Source organism: Microbulbifer maximicatervae (SeqCode), assembly GCF_052466985.1.
In genome coordinates this window covers 170,288-193,022 of sequence record NZ_CP174298.1, presented here as the reverse complement: position 1 = coordinate 193,022, position 22,735 = coordinate 170,288, and the positions used below count along the sequence as shown (strand labels likewise).

16 protein-coding genes are annotated in these 22,735 nt (G+C 47.6%); 2 read left to right on the top strand and 14 right to left on the bottom strand.

What is annotated here, in order from left to right:
• Positions 1 to 90 precede the first annotated feature (90 nt).
• Entirely contained in the window at positions 91 to 2,172 is a 2,082-nt protein-coding gene (locus tag ACJJI3_RS00885; RefSeq protein ID WP_444941161.1) for a neutral/alkaline ceramidase, read from the bottom strand.
• A 757-nt stretch (positions 2,173 to 2,929) separates the two neighbouring features.
• Between ACJJI3_RS00885 and ACJJI3_RS00880 the strand changes: the two genes are divergently transcribed.
• Complete coding sequence (locus ACJJI3_RS00880; protein WP_444941160.1) at positions 2,930 to 5,953, top strand: cellulose binding domain-containing protein; 3,024 nt, start codon at positions 2,930 to 2,932, stop codon at positions 5,951 to 5,953.
• 105 nt (positions 5,954 to 6,058) lie between these two features.
• Here ACJJI3_RS00880 and ACJJI3_RS00875 read toward each other — a convergent pair whose 3' ends face one another.
• The 10 genes from ACJJI3_RS00875 to cysM all read right to left on the bottom strand — a co-directional run bounded on the left by ACJJI3_RS00875 (position 6,059) and on the right by cysM (position 17,497).
• Positions 6,059 to 7,189: a tRNA-queuosine alpha-mannosyltransferase domain-containing protein gene (locus ACJJI3_RS00875; protein ID WP_444911197.1), complete on the bottom strand. Its 1,131-nt coding sequence runs from the start codon at positions 7,187 to 7,189 to the stop codon at positions 6,059 to 6,061.
• A 66-nt stretch (positions 7,190 to 7,255) separates the two neighbouring features.
• The gene (locus tag ACJJI3_RS00870) at positions 7,256 to 8,137 is read right to left on the bottom strand and encodes an NAD(P)-dependent oxidoreductase (protein ID WP_413662732.1); all 882 of its coding nucleotides are present in this window, start codon (positions 8,135 to 8,137) and stop codon (positions 7,256 to 7,258) included.
• A gap of 5 nt (positions 8,138 to 8,142) precedes the next feature.
• On the bottom strand, positions 8,143 to 8,940 hold the full coding sequence (locus tag ACJJI3_RS00865) for an undecaprenyl-diphosphate phosphatase (RefSeq protein ID WP_282931976.1): 798 nt from the start codon (positions 8,938 to 8,940) through the stop codon (positions 8,143 to 8,145).
• 6 nt (positions 8,941 to 8,946) lie between these two features.
• A complete protein-coding gene (gene tsaB, locus ACJJI3_RS00860; protein ID WP_413662734.1) occupies positions 8,947 to 9,645 on the bottom strand; it encodes a tRNA (adenosine(37)-N6)-threonylcarbamoyltransferase complex dimerization subunit type 1 TsaB in 699 nt (232 codons plus the stop codon).
• 160 nt (positions 9,646 to 9,805) lie between these two features.
• Positions 9,806 to 10,603: a hypothetical protein gene (locus ACJJI3_RS00855; RefSeq protein ID WP_444941159.1), complete on the bottom strand. Its 798-nt coding sequence runs from the start codon at positions 10,601 to 10,603 to the stop codon at positions 9,806 to 9,808.
• 266 nt (positions 10,604 to 10,869) lie between these two features.
• Complete coding sequence (gene hemH / locus ACJJI3_RS00850; protein WP_444941158.1) at positions 10,870 to 11,868, bottom strand: ferrochelatase; 999 nt, start codon at positions 11,866 to 11,868, stop codon at positions 10,870 to 10,872.
• A gap of 169 nt (positions 11,869 to 12,037) precedes the next feature.
• A complete protein-coding gene (gene adk, locus ACJJI3_RS00845; RefSeq protein WP_444941157.1) occupies positions 12,038 to 12,691 on the bottom strand; it encodes an adenylate kinase in 654 nt (217 codons plus the stop codon).
• Positions 12,692 to 12,867: 176 nt separating this feature from the next.
• Positions 12,868 to 13,695 carry a nucleoside triphosphate pyrophosphohydrolase gene (gene mazG / locus ACJJI3_RS00840; RefSeq protein WP_444941156.1) on the bottom strand — a complete coding sequence of 276 codons (828 nt, stop codon included), beginning with the start codon at positions 13,693 to 13,695 and terminating at the stop codon, positions 12,868 to 12,870.
• A 19-nt stretch (positions 13,696 to 13,714) separates the two neighbouring features.
• Positions 13,715 to 15,961 carry a GTP diphosphokinase gene (gene relA / locus ACJJI3_RS00835; RefSeq protein ID WP_444941155.1) on the bottom strand — a complete coding sequence of 749 codons (2,247 nt, stop codon included), beginning with the start codon at positions 15,959 to 15,961 and terminating at the stop codon, positions 13,715 to 13,717.
• Between the two features lie 639 nt (positions 15,962 to 16,600).
• A complete protein-coding gene (gene cysM, locus ACJJI3_RS00830; RefSeq protein ID WP_444941154.1) occupies positions 16,601 to 17,497 on the bottom strand; it encodes a cysteine synthase CysM in 897 nt (298 codons plus the stop codon).
• A gap of 298 nt (positions 17,498 to 17,795) precedes the next feature.
• Here cysM and ACJJI3_RS00825 point away from each other — a divergent pair, with 298 nt between their 5' ends.
• Entirely contained in the window at positions 17,796 to 20,627 is a 2,832-nt protein-coding gene (locus ACJJI3_RS00825) for a response regulator (protein WP_413662740.1), read from the top strand.
• On the opposite strand, the gene acpS is transcribed toward ACJJI3_RS00825, so the two are convergent.
• From acpS to era, 3 genes are all read right to left on the bottom strand, one after another.
• A complete protein-coding gene (gene acpS, locus ACJJI3_RS00820; protein WP_413662741.1) occupies positions 20,624 to 21,010 on the bottom strand; it encodes a holo-ACP synthase in 387 nt (128 codons plus the stop codon). The genes ACJJI3_RS00825 and acpS overlap by 4 nt on opposite strands.
• Positions 21,007 to 21,693, bottom strand: a complete 687-nt coding sequence (recO, locus tag ACJJI3_RS00815; protein WP_444941153.1) for a DNA repair protein RecO — start codon at positions 21,691 to 21,693, stop codon at positions 21,007 to 21,009. The genes acpS and recO overlap by 4 nt, the downstream gene beginning before the upstream one ends.
• A gap of 92 nt (positions 21,694 to 21,785) precedes the next feature.
• The gene (gene era / locus ACJJI3_RS00810) at positions 21,786 to 22,685 is read right to left on the bottom strand and encodes a GTPase Era (RefSeq protein WP_282931965.1); all 900 of its coding nucleotides are present in this window, start codon (positions 22,683 to 22,685) and stop codon (positions 21,786 to 21,788) included.
• Positions 22,686 to 22,735: the final 50 nt, after the last annotated feature.

The following is a 22,735-nucleotide window of genomic DNA, read 5'->3' as shown; positions in this document are numbered from 1 at the left end:
AGCAGTCGAATATTTATATATAAAGGTACGTCTGTTATGGGTATAGACATAATAGATCGGCTGGATTATCCAACCGATCTGTAATGAGCACTAATTGCTAACAGTAAAACTACTCGACTTACCTGAATAGCTGGAAATCTTTCCAGTCCAACCACTCTTCCAGTTACCGAAGTGCTTTATTCGGTAAGTGCCTGATGGCGTATCCTCTCCAATGATCCACTGTCCTTCAGCAAAAGAACAGGCCATACAATCAATAGCTGTATCTCGCGTCCAAATAAAGCGTGTATCCAAATCATCATCGGTAAGATAAGTTTCCCAACTACCATTAACTTTACGCTGTACCTCAATGAACGTACTCTCAGTCTTCAGGTCATTACGGGGATGGCCAGAACGGAAAGTGACAGATACAGTATCGCCAGCACTGTAGCTAGTACCTACATCATCCCAGACTTGACCAAAAGTCTCCCACAGGCGTTTATCATCATAAACAACCCCGATTACATTAATGATTTGGTCATCAGATAGATCTTCCGGAGTGGGCCCTGCAGTAATATCTACGCCATTGACCATAGCATATGTCATTTCGGTATAAATCTGTCTATAGGCAGCAAGGGTATTAGGGCCGTATATGGTATGTGCTCCCTCATAGTGCTGCCTATCAAACTCTTCAGGAGTGGTTATGTAACCGGAATAGGCATTTGCCAAACCGGCAATCACCACAGTATTTACACCGCTTCCTTCAAAAGCTGACAAGACTTCTGCTTCAAGACGTCGGCCTGCCATGGTCGTCATTTCACCCGGCGCGGCGACCAAAGTAAGTGAGCCTATGCGAAACATTTGGAAAGGTAGGTAAGGGGTATAAAGTGCTTGACCTATTACCTCACGCTCTACAAATGTAGGTTTGGGGTACTGGCAGGGGTCATCCTCAGTATCCTCATATACAGCGGCTGCAGAGAATGCACTCATCAGGCCAAAAAGGGGGTAACCATTAATCGCCGATTCGAATAGTCCCACATCTCTATCCCAATCCACCCCCTCATTTTCAACAGACATTCCCTCAAAAATACCATCAATATTGCTGGGACCGTCCCAACTTGATCCTGCAGTAAATGACCAGCCGACAGCACCTTCACAAATATCTATTTGCCCCTCACCGGTAAATTCACCTGCTACGGTATAGCCAGGGAAATAGATATGTTGATGTCGATAATCTAATCCACCTTCAAGTTTCACAGTAGCTGATTGGTAAAGAGACTGAGCTTTTGCAACTTGCTTTTCAGCAGATAAAAGTAAACTTTCATACTCAGAATTTCCGCATCCATCCCTAGGGCCACAAATATTCGGAGACACATCACCTAAATTACTATTGGCAAATGCCGCAGTAAATTGACTTGCAGCACCCTGCTCGGCAGCCCAAGACTCCAGCAATTGACTCGCCGCCCCCTTATTATCCCCGCTAAGTTGCCGCTGCCCTGTCCCTAAAGAGACATTGTGTACTGCAAACCAATTAATAACTCCCAGTGCTTTGTTGTTAGCATCAACCAACTTGAGTTGGGTCATGGTTTTATTGGTATCGTATTGATAGTCGCTTGTATCAGTATTTTCTGAATAAGGGTCTGGGTTTCGATTGATACTGGTATCGAGCAAGATCCCCTGCTCAATAAAGATGTCACCTGGTGTTAGTCCACTGTCCGCTTCAACGATTGACTGAAAAATACCATCAACAATAGCGTCATAGTTATCTTCCGCATACCCAAGAGCACTCATATTCAACATGACATAATGATCATACCCCCCAGGACCTACATGGGTATGTGTAGCAGTCAGCATTACATTCTTTTCGGTGTACTTACTATTACCATAGAGATTTTTTAATTTATCTACGACACCCTGCTTCACGCCCTGCGGAATACCTTGCAAATCTGCTGATACGAATACCAAACGCTCATTTTCAGAGCTATCAGAAATTATGAATGCGCGGGACCATAAACGGGTATGAATTCCCTTGGTTGTCTGCCCCGTTTCTCCATATCCTACCATTCCAACATCTGCTGCCGGGCCAGTTATATCATACTTACCAACACCAACACGCCAGTCAGATGCTTTAACAGTGGAAGAAGCTCCAATAAATACTATTAAAGCAATGACGTAACCATTAATTATTTTTTTCATTTTTTCTCCAGAATCTATACACGCAGGAGTACATTCGCCAGTTCACAGAAGTGAAGGCGTATCCTTTTCGTTGAAAATTGATACCTGAATAAGCCACTTCCGATCGACTCGGACGCGGCTCTCTAGATAGTTAGCCAATGTAATCTTGGCTTTTATTATCTCATCCTGAAAAGCGGCTTTATTATTTTAAAAATACACATAGTAGCCATAACTTCCTTGCTGTCAGAACACTGGAACTGAGAATACAGCTCTAGTACGCATGTTCAGAATACCCTAACTGGCTGTATTTGGTAGCACCCGCAGAGTAATTGCCCGCCATAAATCCGTTAATTTAGAGTCGAAAATTAAATAATTTTAAATATGCGAAGATTTTCTGAACTACGGCAAACCTAAATATTTACAATTCAAGCAAGTACAATCTAAAAATGAGTGTAAAGAAAGGATAGATTAGGGGAATTGAATTACGTTTAGAGAGGAAATGTAAAAAACTTTCGCCATTCAAAATTAGCACTCAATCAGTTTCCAATTATATTCCATAGATTGACCCCTTGTTCACAAAAACAATTAAATTAGCAATTAATTAGGCAAACACCTGTACTTAACATTCAAAGTTGTCTTGACAGGAAATAAGGTGGAAGTTGAATAACATTAATAATCGGCCCTTTTAGCATTTGATGCCCCTGACTATAAATATGTGAACTTTACGTAGCTATCAATATCTGACTGTTCTGCAGTAATCCATATAGATACATAAATAATGCACGCTAAACTTCTCCCCCTCTCAACTTTTTCCATATTGATCCTCTTATCCCTGCCATCCCTGGCCGGTCAAAAGTGCGATATACAAATGACGATACAGAGTGAATGGGAAGACGGATATATGGCTTCAGTGGTTGTACGTAATACAGGTACCGAGCCAATAAGTGATTGGGAACTTTCATGGCAATGGCCTTCAGACCAAGAAGTCATGCATATATGGAATGCTACTTCGGCGCAGGATGAAAACCTGATCTCTGTAGTTGGAAAACAAGGCTTTATAGGAGTACCCATTGGCCAAGCCCAATCTTTTGGTTTTAATATTCGCTACTCGGGTGGTAAACAGAAGCCTGCTCATATTAACGCTAGTTGCAACAACACCATCAATAAACCAGATCCGACCCCACCTTCACGAGACCTGTTAGACCCCCTTTCACAATACAATTTAATTTTAGGCACTCAAACGATAAACCCTAGGTATACATTTACAGATAAGGGATCACTTGTTGAAAGTGCTGAAGCCATTTACTCAATGGGCTCTAACTTACTCAAGATTGCCCTTTCTCCGAGCCTATATAGCGAGCTAAGTAACTCTGGACTCGACTATCAATTCAAGCGAATACTGAAAGAAATACCAGAATTTCAGCAAGTCTTGGAAATGGATTTCTCCATCTACATGTTTTGGGTTGAGGACTCCGGTTCCTGGATGGATAACAAAGGAATGAGTGAAGAAGAGCTAAACTGGCAATATGACAAAATTTATTCGTTGGCTGAATATTTACTAACTGAATATAACGGCTCCGGTAAGACATTCATGATCGGGCATTGGGAAGGCGATTGGAACCTGGTTCAAAAAACTGATGGTACTAGAGATGACAGTCAGGAAACTATCCCTCCTAAGCGTTTACAGGGTCTAATTGACTGGATCAATATTCGACAAAAAGCCATTGACGATGCCAAAGCAAATATCACCCACTCTGACGTTAACTTATATCACTATATTGAGGTCAATAGGGTTGAATCTGCAATACAGGGCAAAGAACGGATAACCAATGCCGTACTTCCCCATACTAATGTAGATTTAGTGTCTTATTCAGCTTACGATCTCACTACCAAAGAAAAGCATTCAGATTTTGCCACTCTACATAGTGAGTTGACTTCAGCTCTAGAATTTATCAACTCAAATCTTCCCAAAAAATCTGGGCTGCCATTTGAAAAGCGGGTTTTCATTGGCGAATATGGTTACGGAGAGTCCTGGTTTAAGGATTGGGGAGCCCGCTCTGGCGAAGCCCAGGATTTGCTATCACGCAATGTAATAAAAACGGCGCTCCAGTGGGGTGCTCCATTTATTTTGTACTGGCAAATGTATGACAATGAATATGATAGCTGGATCAATGAATTCACTGGCTACTGGCTGATTGACAAGGATGGTAATAAAAAGGAGATTTATAAGACTCACCAAGAGTACTATAAGGATGCGAGAGCATTCTTAGATAACTATTATATGGAAAACTCCTCCCTTCCGTCAGAAAGTGAATTTCGAACCTATGCCTTAAAATGGTTTGAATCATCGAAAATCCCACCAAAACAACCCAAACCTGACACTCCGCCTACTATACCGGAAGAACCCAGTGAACCTTCAGGCCAGTGTAATGTGGAATATGCAGTGCAAAACGATTGGGGAAGTGGCTTTATGGCAAATGTGGTTATTTATAATAAAGGAAAGACTTCTCTTGATAAATGGCAGCTACAGTGGAACTGGCAAGGTAACCAATCAATCACACACTTCTGGAATGCACAAATCGCAGAAAGTAACGGGACAATAACTGTTACTAGTGAATCATCTATTCCGCCAGGAGAGGCCCAGGCTTTTGGGTTTAATGCAGATTACTCTGGAGAAAACATCCCACCAATTATAATTGGCAACTGCACGGGTACACTCACAACTGAACCTTCACAACCTAGTCAGCCCCCCAATCAGCCCAATGAACATTCAGATAATAGCAGTATTAAGCTATGGTTTATTGGTGATTCGATTACTTACGGCATGACAACACTCCCTTATAATTCAAACGGATTTCGTAGCCAGATCTGGGACTATCTTGCCAAAGCAGCCGATGGCAACTCAATCTTTCCTATAGATCAAGAATCTACCAGTGAGCAGCTAATTCTAAAATACAATGGAAAACAACTAGAAACGATTGGCACTATCACTGGACCAACAGGCCCTGATGATATGTCTCAACAGACCAAGAATTACTGGCACTCTGGGATACCTGGAGCTACAACCAGCGATTTACTTTGCTACCTTGATCCGATAGGCCATCAAATCACCCTTGGCTACAATTTCACCAACTGCCTCAATTCCATCAAGAACTTCAATCAATTTCTCAGCGAAATGTGCATGGAGGGCGAAACTAGTTCTGGCTGGCTCACTAGTCAAGCCTGCAATTTAACGCGGGATATAACCTCTGAGGATAGCGTTGTTATACCTATACAGCTCGGGACTAACGACATCACCTTCCTTAGCATGAATAATGCGATTGATTGTAGCCTTCCTATAGAAGAAAATAGTGAATCCGCCCAGAAGCTAAATATGGTCGTTAGTAAGATAATATCATCACCCAATAATATTCAAGGCATATCAATAACAGATAGAATACAAAATTACTTTGAGAGCATAGATATTCCAACAGAGAAAATTGCATTCGTAATTTCAACTATCCCTCGTCGAAGTGATTTAGACGGACAAGATCCGAAAAATTACTGTACGGACTTTTATAATCAAAAAATCAGGAAGTCACTATCAGAGGCCTCCAATACCAAAAATATTTTCTTAGCAGACCAAGAAAATATTGTCCCAACTGGAGACCCGGTACACCCTACAACTGAGGGCCACAAGATTATGGCTTGCAACTTACTTTATGGTAAAAATCTTGGCCATTCAGATATTCCTTCTTGCATTCTTCCCAGTAACATCCCAGATAAAGGGCTATTGAAAGCAATAGATCATGTATCCAATTAGCTAGGATTTCGCTTAACAGGCCCTGATTAGAAATTTTCAGGGCGCTGCTTTTACTCACCAATAACTTTGGGAGCCTTTATAAACCCGCCTTCTATAGTAGCCGGCCTAACTCTGAACCAGATTTAAGAACTGCTTCCTATATTCTGCCCAAATCACTTTCCCTGAGAAATTACTTAAATCAACTTTTTTTAATTTTGAACCCGATAGAATTGACAAAAACATTGATTCCAGCTTTTTTACTGCATCATTACAGTCTGAATAACAGAAGTTTTCGGAATAGAACTCTGGGTAGCACTGTTCATCTGGCACCAGTGGAGTCGCACCGAGAATAGCTGCTTCCATCACCGCCAGCCCCTGGAATTCATGGTAAGCCGTAGAAAGGAATATATGGCTATGTCGCAGTACTTGACGATAGTCTTTAGCGCTTTCGAGATACCCGAGTACCAATAAATGGTCGGCAAACTCTTCTTGTATTTGAGCAAACTCAGCAGGGCTATTACGAAATGACTGCCCCATTAGATTAACAAGAAACTTAACATTTCTGGCTTTCAAGCCCCGAAGGATATCCAGCAATCGGTCCGCGCCTTTGTCATATTCCCAACGGGCCGCCCAACTGATAATCAAAGTATCTTGACCTATCTCGCCCCCATAAATGCTCTCTGCGCAGGAGCTCCAGGAAAAGGCCTCTTCAGTTTTCGCACTATCAAAAACGATGTCTTCTATTGGCACAGGAAGAACTCGCGACTTTTCCTCAATCTCCTCACAAATTCCGGGAGGAACACAATCAGGAAAGCGCTTGAGTAATTTCTTTACTCCTCCTAACAAGGTACTGCGGTTGTATTCAGAGTTGAACAAGACCAGATCACCGGACAAGGCCGTGTAAATATTCAACAACTGGGGTTCTACCGATCGAAACGCATCAGAGCTCACTGGGTAAGCAAATTGATTCTCATGAAAATATACAACTGTAGGCACCCTAACGATTTCAGGAACTAAACCGCACAAGGCACTTAGATCGGTCATTGAGGTTGTAACAATAAGGTCCCAACGCTGCTTCAATATTTGCGCAGTTTCCCCACGGCCCCAGGAAAGGCTATTACCGCGAATTCGCCAGCTAAAGTATCGCGGTGGTAAGGTTAGTACGGTCCATTGCCAATCAGAAAATGCCGCTACCAGCCCTTTACGCCATCGCTTGTGACTGTCCGCATCATAAGCGGAGAGTAATAAAACTTTCATTAAATAGTAACAAGAAGAAGCGGCACCGGGATCAAACTTAACCCCGGTAGCTATTGATTGGAGGGATTAATCGAAAGAGCGCACATTCATTAATCGTGCAAACAAGCTGGAAGTATCCCAACGAGCACCACCAATAGCTTGTACCTCACTATAAAACTGGTCTACCAGGGCAGTTACGGGCAGTAAAGCTCCGTTATGTTGTGCCTCTTGAAGGACTATAGCCAAATCCTTACGCATCCAGTCCACAGCAAAACCGTGGTCATACTCGCCAGCTAACATAGTTTTTGAGCGGTTTTCCATTTGCCAGCTCTGTGCCGCCCCCTTGGATATCACATTGACAACCTGCTCTCCATCGAGGCCAGCTGCCTTGGCAAAATGTAAACCTTCAGCAAGCCCCTGAACGACACCCGCGATACAAATTTGATTGACCATTTTACACAGCTGGCCGCTACCTACTGGCCCCATCAGGTTGCTCGCCCGCGCATAACAGTCGATAAGAGGTTGCACTTTATCAAAGTCTGCCTTATCTCCCCCAAACATAACCGTTAAAGCACCATTCTCAGCGCCGGCCTGGCCTCCAGAGACAGGGGCATCCAGAAAACCGATTCCCTTTTCGCCAGCTGCAACTGCCAATTCCCGAGCAACATCGGCAGAGGCTGTTGTATGATCTACAAACAAAGCCCCGTCATCCATACTCGTGAATGCCCCCTGCTCTCCTGTCACCACTTGGCGGAGATCGTTGTCATTGCCTACACAGGCAAAAACAACCTCCGCGCCCTTTGCGGCTTCAGCGGGCGTTGCAAAGCTCTCTCCATCATATTCTTGTAGCCATTGATCCGCACGGCTAACAGTGCGATTGTAAATTCGCACCATGTGGCCAGCATTAGAAAGATGCCCCGCCATGGGATATCCCATCACCCCCAAGCCAATAAATGCAACTGTTGCCATTTCCTCTACCCCCATACCATCCAAATAAGTATTACACCGAGAACCAAGCGATAAATCGCGAATGGAGCCATCCCAATGCGGCTAATAAATTGAAGGAAAAAATGAATACACAAATAAGCACTAATACAAGATAAAACGGTACCAAGCAGCAAGTCATTCCATGGAACACTTTCCAGTGCAAGTAATTCAATCGTTAACAAAATAGCGCTGAGGGCAATAACAGGAATAGACATCAGGAACGAAAAGCGCGCTGCAGCCTCTCTCTTCATGCCAAGCATCAAACCAGCAGTCATTGTGATACCAGAGCGGGAGGTGCCAGGGATTAGCGCCAACACCTGTGATAAGCCAATCAGAAGTGCTTTTTTCCAATTTAACTGGGCTAGAGATTCGACCCTGCGCCCCTTTGCATCAGCCCACCAGAGTAAAATACCAAAGCCAATAGTCGTAGCAGCGATAACACCGGCTGAACGCAGGTGAGTTTCTATGAACCCTTTGAATACCAGGCCTATCAGTCCCACAGGTATAGTAGCGAGAACAATTAACCAGGCCAGCCGCCCCTCATCGGTAAATTGTTTATCCGTAAATCCTCCTAGACCATCCCTAATCAGCACCCAAATATCTTTGCGGAAATAGAAAACTACTGCCAGTAAAGAGCCAAAATGAACAGCAACATCGAAGGCCAGCCCCTGGTCCTGCCAACCCAATACCTCAGAAGGTAAGATCAAGTGCGCGGAACTGGAGATGGGCAGAAACTCTGTCAGCCCCTGTATCAGGGCCAAAATTACAATCTGAAATGTTTCCATGTGTTATTAAGATCGGATTTTTTGTCTTTTCTTCCAAGTCACTTCATTGCGCAAATAAACAGGCTCAAGCTCTTCAGCGGTCACTGTATGACCCTGCTCCCATAGTGGTACTGCCAGCTGCGCTATATCCCGAGCGTGAATGAGGCTGGCTTGATCAACGGCAGCCAATGACGCCCCTTCAAAAGCCTCATAATGTAATCCCGGGCCCGCCCCATAGATCGGAGTACAAATCTCCGATTTCTCTAGAGACAGCAGAACCTCCTCCGGGTTCTGTACCGCCTCCGGGATCAAGCTATCGCAGGGAGAGTCACTGGAGTAAACCCCCCAATATACTTGTTGCATACGAGCATCCAGCATTGCCACGACGGGTGACTTTCCCCAGTCCGGGTGCGATCGCCGAGCTCCAAGTGCTAGGGCTGCGAGGCTGGAAACCGGAACCACCGGTAGATCTGCAGCATAAGCCAACCCCTGCACACTACTAATTGCTATACGGAGACCAGTAAATGACCCCGGCCCGCGGCTGACAGCAAGAGCATCCAGGCCTGCCAGCTTTATGCCGGCTTCTGCGAGAACGTCATCCACCATTGGCAAAAGGCGACGGGTGTGATCGCGCTCTGCCTGTACAAAACGCTCAATCAGCTGGCCATCAGATATGAGAGCAACAGAACAGGCGCCCGACGTTGTATCCAGGGCAAGTATTTTCACAGCGTTCTTAATCCTGGTCATAAAAAAGGGAGGGAATTGTGGCACGGGAGCGGAGGGGAGTCATGCCCAATATCGCAACCCGCAACTAAAAAACCCCGGACTAACCGGGGTTTATGAGGAGCCTGCCAAAGTTCACATCGTTGAGCCCATATATATGACCCTAGGCGGCCTTTTTCGGTGGCCGACCTCGACGGGCAGCACCAGCCTTCGGTGGACGGCCGCGACGGGCTGGAGCCTTCTTAGCAGCTGCTGTCGCAGTCGCTTTCTTGGGTCGTCCGACTCTTTTTGCTGGCTTAGCCGCTGAAGTTGCCTTCTTTGGACGGCCGGCTTTTTTCGCCGTCGCTGTAGCGGCCTTCTTGGGGCGTCCGGGCTTTTTCGCTGCTGTGGCCTTGGCTGCAGGTTTCTTCTTGGCCTTTTGAGTTTCGGCTTTTAATTTGGCTTTAGCCTTCTTCTCTAACTCTTTAACTTTAGCGGCAGCTTTCTTTGCAGCTGCTTTAACCTTAGCTTCAGCCTTCTTCTCAGCAGCCTTCAATTTCTTGGCATGAGCCTTTTCTTTGGTTTTTACCCAGCGTGTTTCAAATGCCTTGAGTGCGACAGCTAACTCTTTATCTGCTTTGCTGGAGAGGCTCTTAGAGAGACTTTCCACCTTTTCTTTTGCAGCAGCTTCAGCCATATGTACGGCATCCATAGCCTTAGCTTTGGCAAGATCCATCTTTGCCGCTGCCAGTTTGGCGCGCAAATCCTTTGCCTTACTATTGGCACTGGCCAGCGAAGTTTTCGCTGTTGCCGCATTACTTTTCTGCGCTCGAGCCTTAGCCTTAGCAACACGGTCCATTTGCGCATCCAGCGATTTGGTCGCTGAATCTACCGCCTTCTGCGCTTTCACGACCGCTGGCGACGCTGCGGTCGCACTAGTTACTCGTTTCGCGCGTGTACCTTTTTTTACTACTCTTGCCATCCCTTGTCTCCTCACTGAAAGAAGAAGTACATCCAAAAGTGTGCCGGCAGCATTGCCTTTTAGCTATCGAATAAAAACTGGAATCGGCCGTTTTTATTACTTATGCAGAGCGCCGCACCGCCTATTTCGATACAACTTTATCAAAGTTAATAAAAATACCCGGCATTGCAAGTAAAAAAGCGAAAAATGAGAAACTTTTTATAAAAAAAGTATATTTTTCTTATCAATTTTCACTTTTGGGTCCCGTTTTAGCACTTTGGTAGAAATTATTTTGTCCCATTGAGCTTAGTTTGCACAATTTCCGCAAGCGCCTCTATATGATCCTCACGCAAATTTAATGCAGGAATATATCGGTAGTCACTGCCCCCAGCATCAATAAAATTAGCGCGATTCTCTACCGAAATTTCTTCCAATGTTTCCAGGCAATCCGCAGAAAAAGCCGGGCAAATTACATCGACACTACTAACTCCTGTTTTACCCCATTCAATAAGGGTCTTATCGGTGTATGGCTGTAGCCACTCTGCCTTACCAAAGCGCGATTGAAATGTGACTTGCCACTTATCCTCACTGATTTCTAGTTCATCCGCTAATAACCGTGCGGTTTCCATGCAATGGCGATAATAGGGGTCCCCCTTATCAACACTGGCTTTTGGGATACCGTGAAATGAAAGTAACAATTTTTCCGCTGGCCCTGCTTTTTCCCAGTGTTCTTTTACTGAATTGGCCAGGGATTTTATGTAGAGCGGATTTTGGTAATAATCTCGAATCAGAGAAATATCCGGAATATCGCGACTATTGCGAAAAATTTGCGCCACCTGATCATAAATTGCTGCAGTTGTGGTAGCCGAATATTGGGGATATAGGGGAAGCACTATAAAAGACTCAAAACCTTTCTCGCGCAGAGTTTCTATGGTGTTGTCGAGGCGGGGCTCACCATAAGTCATGGCATATTCAACAGCGACATCGCAACCTTTTGCTTTTAAACGCTGCTGCAACAGCTCTGCTTGCTTCTGCGTATAGTAGAGAAGCGGCGATCCTTCCACTTTTGTTTCATCAGCACTGCTATTCCATATTTCCGCATAGGCAGGGGCAATACGCTGTGGACGAAAAGGCAGTACCAAGCAGTTCAATATGGTCAGCCAGATTGGCCGCGGTATCTCGACAACCCTCGGATCTGAAAGGAATTCCCGCAAAAAACTTCTTACTGCTGTAGGTGTGGGCTCAGCTGGAGTACCCAAATTCATCAAAATTATTGCCGTAGACATAAACCGCCCCGTTAGAAATCTTATCCCTTCAAGAAATCCTGCCAGTTATCAGGCAGGGAAGAGCGCATACTGCCAGGCCAATACCGCCGTGATCAACTCGCTCAATATCACTTCTGGAGATACAAAAAAGCCCCCAAGTGGGGGCTTTTAAAAAATGTTAGCGATGATCTCAGCTGAGTGCTTCCAACACTTTCTCGCGAATCTCATCCATACCGCCAACACCCATTACCTTGCTGTACTTGGGAGCCGCTTCAGGAGAGCGTACTTCCAGCTCGCGGTAGAAGCCTACCAGTGGTGCCGTCTGCTCGTGATAAACCGCCAAACGGTTGCGAACAGTTTCTTCAGTATCATCTGTACGCTGGATCAGTGCCTCGCCAGTCACATCATCGACACCCTCAGCCTTGGGCGGGTTGTATACGATGTGATAGACGCGACCAGAATTTTCATGAACCCGGCGGCCCGAGAGACGCTTTACGATTTCTTCATCGTCAACAGCGATTTCCAGAACATGATCGATATGTACATCGGCTTCCAGAAGGGCTTCAGCCTGGGGAATGGTGCGAGGGAAGCCATCGAATAGGAACCCTTTAGCGCAGTCTTCCTGGGCAATGCGCTCTTTAACTAACGCAATGATCAGGTCATCAGAAACCAATTTTCCCGCGTCCATAACATCCTTGGCCTGTAGGCCAAGAGGGGTACCCGCCTTCACCGCAGCGCGAAGCATATCGCCGGTGGAGATCTGCGGAATGCCGAACTTCTCTGTTATGAATTGAGCCTGAGTGCCCTTGCCGGCTCCCGGCGCGCCCAAGAGAATAATTCGCATGTTCAGTAAGCCTCCAATACTATCGACGAGCCAAAAGCCGCCGCGCTAAAAGAGCGCTACCTTACACTCACACCTCAGATTGGGCAAGATTGCTACCGATACCCCCACAATCCATACAAACCACAGAGTACTAAAAGGGGCACAAAGCTCCGCTCTATGTAAGCCTGTTAAGATCCCTAGCTATCAGCACCGGGCTTCCGCTGAACTTTGGCCTTGTCCCAAAGCCTGTCCAGTTCCTCCAGCGTTGCCTCTGATACTTGCCGACCTTCACTGTGTAAACTGAACTCAACATAACCAAAACGCCGCTCAAATTTCCTGCTACACCCCCGCAAAGCTGCCTCAGGATCAACCTTCAGGTGGCGGGATGCATTCACACAAGAGAAAAGCAGATCCCCCAGCTCCTCCTTTGCATGCTCCGTATCCCCATTTGTCACAGCCTCCCGCAACTCTGCAACCTCTTCCTCAATCTTATCGAGGACACCATCAATATTGGGCCAGTCAAAACCGACACGGGAGGCGCGCTTCTGTAATTTGGCCGCACGCGTCAAAGCCGGAAGACCCACAGCTACTCCTGCCAGGGTTCCTGCATCCCCTTTGGCAGTGCGTTCGGCCTCTTTAATCGCCTCCCAATTCCTCTTTACTTCAGCTTCATCAAGACCTTCGACAGAGCGGTCGCCGTAGAGGGTTCCACTTGGAAAGACATGGGGATGCCTGCGCACCAGTTTGCGTACCAAAGTGTCAACAATCTGGGGGAAATCAAAGTGGTCTTTCTCACGCCCTAACTGGGCATAAAAAATGACTTGGAAGAGCAGATCTCCGAGCTCTTCGTGCAGGTGCTCAAAGTCTTCCCGCTCAATAGCCTCTGCTACCTCATAGGCCTCTTCAATCGTAGAGGGGACAATACTGGCAAAGTCCTGTTTCAGGTCCCAAGGGCAACCGCCCTCAGGGCTGCGAAGCTGAGCCATCAAGTGAAGGAGGTCCTCCACAGAGTAATTCTTTTCCACGTTATTCCTTACTCAACGTTCAGCGCAGAATTCGCCGCTTTGCCGCTGCCACATTGGGCAGTTGATTGATCCGATGTAAAACTTGGCTCAACTCTTCAAAGTTGTGGATCTCAGCAGTCACGATCATTTCTACCGTATGCTTGTTCTTATTAGAGCGGGTTTGCATAGCGGTAATATTAATTTTCTGACTGTCCAGCATCACCGTGACATCCCGCAACAGGCCCTGGCGATCGTAGGCTTCGATCATAATTTCAACGGCGTAAAGTTCACGGGGTTTTTCCGCCCAACTTACCTGGAGTACCCTTTCAGACTCCTCAACCTGCATACGCAGCATATTTGCGCAGTCTTTACGATGTATAGAAACCCCGCGCCCAAGGGTGATATACCCCATAATTTCATCGCCTGGAACGGGGTTACAACAGCCGGCAATGTGGGTGAGCAAATTACCCACTCCGTCGATATAGACATCTGCCTTGCCTTCTCCCCGGGCAACTGGAGCCGTCAGCGATGGTACCCGAGGCACATTGTCGACCTTCACCATTCGCTGGGCTGCGTTGAGAACCTGACCCACGCCTATATCACCGGCACCCACTGCCGCATAGAGGTCCTCTAGGGAATGCATGTTGAGCTTGGCTGCCAACTTATCGAAATCGAAATCACTCAGCGCCAGCTGCTTAAATTCCCGGTCGAGAATACTGCGGCCATCGGCGATATTCTGATCCCGAGCCTGCTGCTTAAACCAGTGAATAATCTTGGCTCGGGCACGGGAGGTAGTGATATAGGCCATGCCCGAAGAGAGCCAATCGCGACTCGGCGCTTCGAGTTTTCCTGTAAGGATTTCAACCTGATTGGCTGTCTCCAACCGGTGGTTGAGCGGCACGATTCGGCCATCTACTTTAGCCCCGCGACAACGGTGACCAATTTCTGTATGGATCTTGTAGGCAAAATCTAATGGAGTTGCACCCCGAGGCAGGTCTACAACATGACCGCCGGGGGTAAATACATAAATACGTGAATCTGCCTCACTGGAGCGCAAATCATCTTGTAGTGGGTTCCCCCCCACCTCTTCATGCCAGTCGAGCACCTGACGCAACCAGGATATTTTTTGCTCATAGCTATCTTTACTCTCGCTCTTAAGATCAGTGCCCTTGTAACGCCAGTGAGCACAAACACCGTATTCCGCCTCTTCATGCATAGCAAAAGTTCGGATCTGAACCTCGAGCACCTTTCGCTCGGGGCCAATTACAGCCGTGTGCAGAGAGCGATAACCGTTTTCTTTGGGGGAGGCGATATAATCATCGAATTCATTCGGTATGTTGCGCCAGAGGTTGTGCACTATACCCAGAACCGCATAGCAATCCCTTACAGTTGGGACAAGAATACGCACTGCGCGAATATCATAAACCTGGGAGAAGCCGATATTTTTCCGGCGCATTTTCCGCCAGATACTATAGATATGCTTTGCTCGCCCGTAGACATCACCTTCAATATGGGCGCGCTCGAGTTCAGAGCGCAATAGCTCCAATACCTCGTCGATATACTGCTGCCGAGCCAGTCTTTTCTCATCCAGCAAGCGAGCAATCTGCTTGTAATCTTCCGGCTCAAGATAACGAAAAGATAGGTCTTCCAATTCCCATTTGATATGACCAATTCCCAGGCGGTGGGCAAGGGGTGCATAAACATCGGCCACTTCACGAGCAACTCTCTGGCGTTTAGCCGGCTCTGAGTTTTTTGCAGCACGAATGGCACAGGTACGTTCAGCGAGTTTGATCAAAGCGACTCGCACGTCGTCGACCAATGCTACCAGCATACGACGGATATTCTCTGAATGTTCCTCTACCGCACCACTCGGGCTTTCTTCTCCGGTATCTGCGCTGCGACTGCGAATCGCAGCCATACGCAAAACACCACGAATCAACTTGGCAACTCGCTCGCCAAATTCTTTTTCCACAGCTTGCAGTGGCAGGCGTTTTTCACGTACGGCACGGTACAGCACCGCCGCGACAAGTGCTTCTGAGTCTATTTGTAAGTCGGCGAGAATCTCAGCCATCTCAAGGCCTGTGGCAAAACTGCTAGCGCCCTCAGCCCAGATATTTTCCGCCTCAATTGCGCGCTGTTCTGCTTCGGCACTCATCTCAGCTGCGCGCCGCAAAGTTACTATCGCAGAACCATCCAGGCCCGCGAGCTTCTGTACATGGCGCAACCAGGATTCAAGGTCGAGTTCACCTTCTCCACCAAAGGAATGATGCTTTCTTACTTGAACCATCTTTTAACAAGAGTCATTTGTGTTATTGGCATAATTTTGTCGTTACCTGGCTTAGCAGCACATTTACTCAGTGCTCATGCTGGATTAAGCGCTTCTCTATCATAGGTTTGAACTCACCAAAGTCCATGATTTTCTGTATACATTTCAATAAGCTGCGCGAAATTCAGCAGTTTTTCGTACCAATTTGAATGGGAGGGTATAAGTCTTGTCCAGCTTGTTGACCTTTTAACCAACAGTAAACCTGCAAAACCAATGCCTATAGAAAACTAAAATTGTGATATTGGGGAATATCGAGAGAAGTGAACAGGTTGCATTTGTTATTTAAAAGTGAATTTCTCCACCTCTACATGAACACAAAACAAGGCTTTACCGAACTTTACAAACTATCAGTTTTTTTGTATTTACCGGCTTAGTTATTGCTTTTTTAACTGGCAATACACATATAGCAGGAGGATTAGAGGCTCCCCCCAAAAAAAGGGGCAAAAGAGATGATTGTAAATTGATTGGCGAATCACTTTACAAAGCTGCGAATCTCACAAAGTTTTTGCTAGTAGATATCAGGCACAATGCTGGAGTTAAAGCACTTTATTTCCAGCATTGACCAATAAAATAAGATAAATTAGAGAATAAAAGTAAGAGCTATTTTAGGGAGGCAAAAAGTCCTGAAGATAAATAACGATCTCCACGATCACAGACAATTGCAACAATCGTCGCATTTTCTAGCTGCGCAGACAGCCTTAAAGCACCGGCTACCGCCCCTCCAGAGGAAACGCCACAAAAAATACCCTCTTCTTTCGCCAGCCTGCGAGTCATATCCTCAGCTTCTCGCTGGTCCATATCCATGACCATATCCACTTGCTCAGGAACAAAAATCTTAGGTAAGTATGCCTCCGGCCAACGGCGAATCCCCGGAATACTGGAGCCTTCAGTTGGCTGCAATCCAACGATTTGAATATCGGGGTTTTGCTCCTTCAAGTAACGCCCGCATCCCATAATGGTACCGGTTGTACCCATTGAGGAGACAAAGTGAGTCACCGTTCCAGAGGTCTGCTGCCAAATCTCCGGACCGGTTCCCTCATAGTGAGCCAGGGGATTATCGCTATTGGCAAACTGGTTCAGTACCAATCCTTTTTTATCCTCTTGCATTTGCAAAGCTAAGTCCCGCGCACCCTCCATACCTTCTTCAGCGCTAACCAATATCAACTCAGCGCCATAAGCTGTCATTGAAGCCTTGCGCTCCTCGGTAGCACTGTCGGGCATAATCAATATCATTTGATAGCCCTTAATCGCTGCAGCCATTGCCAGGGCAATTCCCGTATTACCGCTGGTCGCTTCAATCAGGATATCTCCTGGAGAAATATATCCTGCAGCTTCCGCATGGTTGATCATTGAAAGTGCCGGGCGGTCTTTTACCGAACCCGCAGGGTTATTGCCTTCCAGCTTGAGCAAAACAGTATTACTGGTATCACCTGGCAGGCGCTGTAGTTTAACCAGCGGGGTATTGCCTACGCAGTCAGCAATTGTTGGATAATCCATAATGCAATAAATTCCAGAAAAATCTCGCGGGGTCCAAGTGTACAGCAAGCGGTACTATGCACTAAATACCGTCTACTTTGGTCTACTCCCTACCCAGGTTATTAAGGGAGATATGCCTGAAGCGGTATTATTCAGATGGCTATGCCGCGCTATCTAATCTTGGCAAAGTGAATCTTTAAGCCTCTAAAACGCGCATATTGTGACAAAAAAGAAGCGTTTTCTGATAAGTGAATGAGTGCGCTCAGATGTACATAACGGTAAAATGAGGGAAAAATAATCGTACAAGGCCCCTCTTAACATGGCCCCAGGCAACCCTATTCTCTCAATCGAGGAACCAGAGCAACCTCGATCCTTACGAACCCTGGTATTTCGCCTTACTGTAGCACCCGCACTAATTCTGTCCTTGCTCCTCGCTCTCGTTTTCACCCTGCAGCAAATGCACGATCGTCGCCAATTGCTATTAAGCCACGGTCGAGCCAGCGCCGAACAGCTAGCTGAACTAATTGAGATGAGCGGGGGCCATCCAGCTGAACTTAGAATGGAATGGCTGCGTAAAAGTTTGCTGGCGCTTATGCTGGAAAAAGATATGGTCAGATCTGTTCATGTCTACTCCACCGAACCCAGCCCCAAGCTAGCTCTCAACCCCAGCACCGGACTCAGCTTGCTGGCCAGTGTCGGGCCGCGTCCACGCACCCCCATTAGCAGAGACACCCTTAACAAGCGCGAACCCTTTATTTTTGAAGATGATGAGACCCTTCAGGTTTTACAGCCATTGAAAGGCGATATCACCACCTGCTGGATAAGTATTGAGCTACATCGCCCCTATTTCCTGGTGGGAACTTACCAAGTTTTACTCGTAGGCTTGGTGGGGTTGATTCTCTGTACCCTAGCCGCGCTGGCTTGGTCGGTCATCATGTCTGAGCGCTTTGCTCACAGCCTGATTAGAATGGGACATACTCTGGAGGCGATTGGCAGAGGTGAGTTTGATCGACGCACCCATGAAACGGAGAATCGAGAACTCGCTCAACTGGGAAACCAAATTAACGAGATGGCTGAAAACCTGTCCAGTTACCAACAGGAATACAAAGCCAACTTGCTCCAGTCTATGGATGACCTGCGCCAATCCCTGGACAGTATGGAAGAACAAAATATTGAGCTGGACTTAGCACGTAAAAGGGCGCAGGAAGCAAGCAGGATTAAATCGACGTTCCTAGCCAATACCAGTCACGAGATTCGCACACCTTTAAATGGAATTATCGGTTTTACCAACCTGTTGTTAAAAACTGGAATTGATGAGCTACAGCAGGATTACCTGCAAACCATTTTACGCTCATCGGAAAACCTGTTGACTACCATCAACGACATCCTGGACTTTTCCCGCATTGAGTCCGGCAACCTGGTCCTTGACCATATCCCTATGGACCTTGGCTTACTACTTGAAGAGACCCTGCAAATACTGGCCCCAAACGCCTATGAGCACCATCTGGAACTGGTGCCTTTGATCGATTCTCAACTCCCTCCCACTTTAATCGGAGACCCATTACGAATTAAGCAAATACTTACAAACTTGGTAGGTAACGCGGTGCGCAGCTCGGCAAATGGCAATATCCCCGTGCGCTTGTCAGTACATAGCGTTAATAACTCAGAACTTGTACTCCGTATTTCGGTTACCGGCCTGGGTAACCGTATTGACGAGGCTGGTCGCCGTGAAATTGAGAACATCCTCACCAGCAAGTCCCCACAGCTCACCCAACAAATCAGCGCAAATGGTTTAGGGATGTCTATAGCCCGCAGCCTAGTTGAGAGGATGAGCGGCTGCACAGGTATTGAAGAAACAGCCAATGACGGCAGCACCTGTTGGGTGCAAATTTCCCTCCAGGCTGAACGCAATCGAGGCATGTATCCGCGTATTCAATATCCTGGCTGCCGAATTTTACTTGCAGACCCCAACCCAGTTACACGGACCCAGGTAGCCCAGCTACTCAGCCAATGGCAAGTGGAGCCCATAGAACTCGGCGATACCGATACTCTGCAACCGGCAATCGAGCAAATGTGGCGGCACGATGCCCTACCGGATGCGGTTATTATCGATACAGCTACTGCCAAAGGTGATTTTGATAATTTCAGTAGCAAAGTGCAGTCGCTGGTTGATACCTATCAGTGCCGCGTGATCGTACTGGGCCCACCCGCTGAATTGCGTCGCTGCTACGACCAACTGCGCACCCGCACTCTCACTTTCCTTAGCAAACCCGTCACCCGAGACAATTTGCTGCGATCCCTGAAACGAGCAGTACCACAGCAGGGGCAACAGCGGGTTAGTGGCGGGGTACAGGCGCTACCGTGGCCCGCACCACCGCGTGTGCTGGCAGTCGATGACCACGCGGCAAACCGCCGACTGGTCGGCGAACTTCTGCGAGCACAAGATGTAGAAGTCGTTATTGCAGCAAGCGGCGAAGAAGCTCTACAGCTCTGGCAGCAGGGAGCTTTCGACCTGGTATTTATGGATATTCAAATGCCCGAGATGGATGGTATCGAAGCCACACGTCTGATTCGTGAGCAGGAGACCGGCCGCCGTACTCCAATCATTGCCCTCACCGCCCACGCCGGCGCCGAAGAAAAAGCACGCCTGCTGTCTGCGGGACTAGACGACTACTTAAGCAAGCCTGTTAGCGAGGCCCAGCTCTCCCATATGATCAAGCGCTGGCTTAAGATCATCACTCCCCAGGCCGCAGAAAAAGTGAAGATTGAGGAGATGCGCCTGGTAGACATTGGCGAATGCCTGACCCTCGCCAACGGCGATGCCAAGCTGGCCAGGGACATGCTGCGCATGTTAATTGACGGTCTCAGTTCAGATGAGAGAGAACTGGAAAGGTTGTACAACCTTGGGGATTACAAGGGCATGTTCGAACTCACTCATCGCATGCACGGTGGCTGCTGCTATTGCGGAGTTTCACGCTTGAGAGAATCAACTTGCGTGTTACAAGAGGCATTGCGCACTATCCAAGGCTCCGATGCCCAAGCCTTTGACCAGCGCAAACTCAATGCTGTTCTCAGGGAGATCCGGGCCCTGCGCGAGTGGGCTTCTGAACAAGACTTGGATGCGCTCTTTGGCCTGGAGGTAGTTGCCTAGCAGGATTCAAACACGACAAATGCCAGGGCCGAGTCTTTTTCATCAGACAGGCTGAGGTGGATTCTGTCCACACCAAGTTTTTCGGCCCTCTCCTCAGCTGCGCCCGCCAGTACCACCTGCGGTGCAGCGCCCTTGCGGCGACGGACATCGATGTCTTGCCAGGAAACCCCCTCACCAATCCCTGTGCCCAAGGCCTTGGCTACAGCCTCCTTCGCCGCAAATCGCTTGCACAGATATGCAGCGCGGATGGGCTCAGCCATAGCATAAAAGTCCTTCCTTTCCGCACTGCTAAGAACACGCTCAACAAAGCGATCACCAAAGCGCTGCCACGCCACCTCAATACGGTCATAGTTACAAATATCGGTGCCAATACTAACAATCATTTTTTTCCGTAAACCTGTCGAAAAAGCTCTCTGCTCTTCAAAGGCTTATCCCCCAATACTTTCCTCAACAATAAACGTGTAAGACGCTTTGCAGGTGCTAAAGCGTCACCTGACCAGCCACCCCCATTCATAGCGCTGTCCATCTCCAATAGTTCGGCACCTGAAAAAAAACACTCTCCCAGACTCTCATCTTTGGAGCGGTGAACAGGAATTAAACCCCACTCATCATCCAGGCGATAAACCCCATCTTCACTTACAGGGTCTCCTCGCAGGCCGCTAATATTGAGGGACGGGCAGGTACCGAGCTCCAGGAGCAGTTGTAACTCAAAGCGACGAAGCGGACCTTCCAGTTCAGCGTTGGAGAGTCCCTCCAGCTGAGACAGAGATTCCAGCAGGCTCTGATAAGCTGCAAACAGCGTGTAGTGCTCCTCGCCCTCGGGAAGGAGCCTTACCATCAGTTCATTGGCATAAAGGCCCGCATAAACCGCTCGGCTCTTGAGCCATAGTGGTACACCAACATTCTCGACTGGACCGAGCGTTTTAAGTGAACCCGCTCCCATCAATGTGACAAGCAACGGGGTGAAGGGCTGCAACGCTTGCTGGCGGCGTTGCTTGTCACGGCGGGCCCCACGGGCGACACAGCCCAGTCGACCGTAATCGGGAGTGAAAAGCTCCAGGATCAAGCTGGAGTCTTTGTAGGGCCGCGAATGGAGGATATATGCGGGTTGAGGCGGTTGAGGCGTTTTCATAGGTCCAGGGGAAATTGCCCTGATGATTACTCGTCTCTGTAACCGAGACTGCGCAGAGCCCGCTCATCATCAGACCAGCCAGATTTCACCTTCACCCACAAATTGAGCATTATCTTGCTATCAAACAAGCGCTCCATATCTTCTCTAGCCTGGCTGCCAATCTGTTTGATTCGCTCGCCCTTATTTCCAATGATGATACGTTTTTGGCCCGCCCGCTCAACCAAAATAGCAGCGCTGATATGCAAGACCTTACCCTCTTGGGCAAACTCCTCTACCTCCACAGTAACTTGGTAGGGAACCTCGGCACCCAATTGACGCATAATCTTTTCGCGAACAATTTCTGCTGCGAGAAAGCGCGAGCTGCGGTCAGTCACTTGATCTTCGGGGAAGAAATGCTGCCCCTCAGGCAAGTGCTTCAGAATAACCTCTTCCAAAGTATCCAGATTTACGTTGCGCAAGGCTGATATGGGAACAATTTCAGCTTTTGGATGCTCCTCAGCCAGGGCTTGTAGCTGGGGCAGCAGATCAGCTTTATCCTCGAGCTGATCCACCTTGTTCACGGCGATAATTAATGGGCATTTAATACCGCGCAGCTTATCTGCCACCAACTGGTCTGCCTCACTCCAACGAGTGCGCTCTACAACAAACACCACTACATCCACATCCCGCGCAGCACTGGCGGCAGCTCGATTCATATAGCGGTTAATCGCTTTTTCTTGATCGGAGTGCAGACCCGGTGTATCGACAAAAATAATCTGGTTTGGACCTTCGGTTTTAATACCTAGCATATTGTGGCGGGTGGTCTGCGGCTTGCGCGAAGTAATCGCGAGTTTCTGCCCCAGCAGGTGGTTCAACAGTGTGGATTTTCCCACATTGGGGCGGCCGACAATCGCGACATAGCCACAGCGAGAAGGTTGTTCGCTCAAGAAATTTCTCCGAAAGAGTTGGAGGTCTCCGGGAAGCCCCGGAGCCAGAA

Excerpts from the sequence above, each read along its gene's own strand:
- adk (WP_444941157.1), bottom strand. The coding sequence starts at position 12,691 with ATGCGAATTATTCTCTTGGGCGCGCCGGGAGCCGGCAAGGGCACTCAG.
- acpS (WP_413662741.1), bottom strand. The coding sequence starts at position 21,010 with ATGATTGTTAGTATTGGCACCGATATTTGTAACTATGACCGTATTGAG.
- ACJJI3_RS00865 (WP_282931976.1), bottom strand. The coding sequence starts at position 8,940 with ATGGAAACATTTCAGATTGTAATTTTGGCCCTGATACAGGGGCTGACA.
- ACJJI3_RS00870 (WP_413662732.1), bottom strand. The coding sequence starts at position 8,137 with ATGGCAACAGTTGCATTTATTGGCTTGGGGGTGATGGGATATCCCATG.
- ACJJI3_RS00855 (WP_444941159.1), bottom strand. The coding sequence starts at position 10,603 with ATGGCAAGAGTAGTAAAAAAAGGTACACGCGCGAAACGAGTAACTAGT.
- hemH (WP_444941158.1), bottom strand. The coding sequence starts at position 11,868 with ATGTCTACGGCAATAATTTTGATGAATTTGGGTACTCCAGCTGAGCCC.
- ACJJI3_RS00875 (WP_444911197.1), bottom strand. The coding sequence starts at position 7,189 with ATGAAAGTTTTATTACTCTCCGCTTATGATGCGGACAGTCACAAGCGA.
- ACJJI3_RS00885 (WP_444941161.1), bottom strand. The coding sequence starts at position 2,172 with ATGAAAAAAATAATTAATGGTTACGTCATTGCTTTAATAGTATTTATT.
- cysM (WP_444941154.1), bottom strand. The coding sequence starts at position 17,497 with ATGGATTATCCAACAATTGCTGACTGCGTAGGCAATACCCCGCTGGTT.
- relA (WP_444941155.1), bottom strand. The coding sequence starts at position 15,961 with ATGGTTCAAGTAAGAAAGCATCATTCCTTTGGTGGAGAAGGTGAACTC.
- ACJJI3_RS00825 (WP_413662740.1), top strand. The coding sequence starts at position 17,796 with ATGGCCCCAGGCAACCCTATTCTCTCAATCGAGGAACCAGAGCAACCT.
- ACJJI3_RS00880 (WP_444941160.1), top strand. The coding sequence starts at position 2,930 with ATGCACGCTAAACTTCTCCCCCTCTCAACTTTTTCCATATTGATCCTC.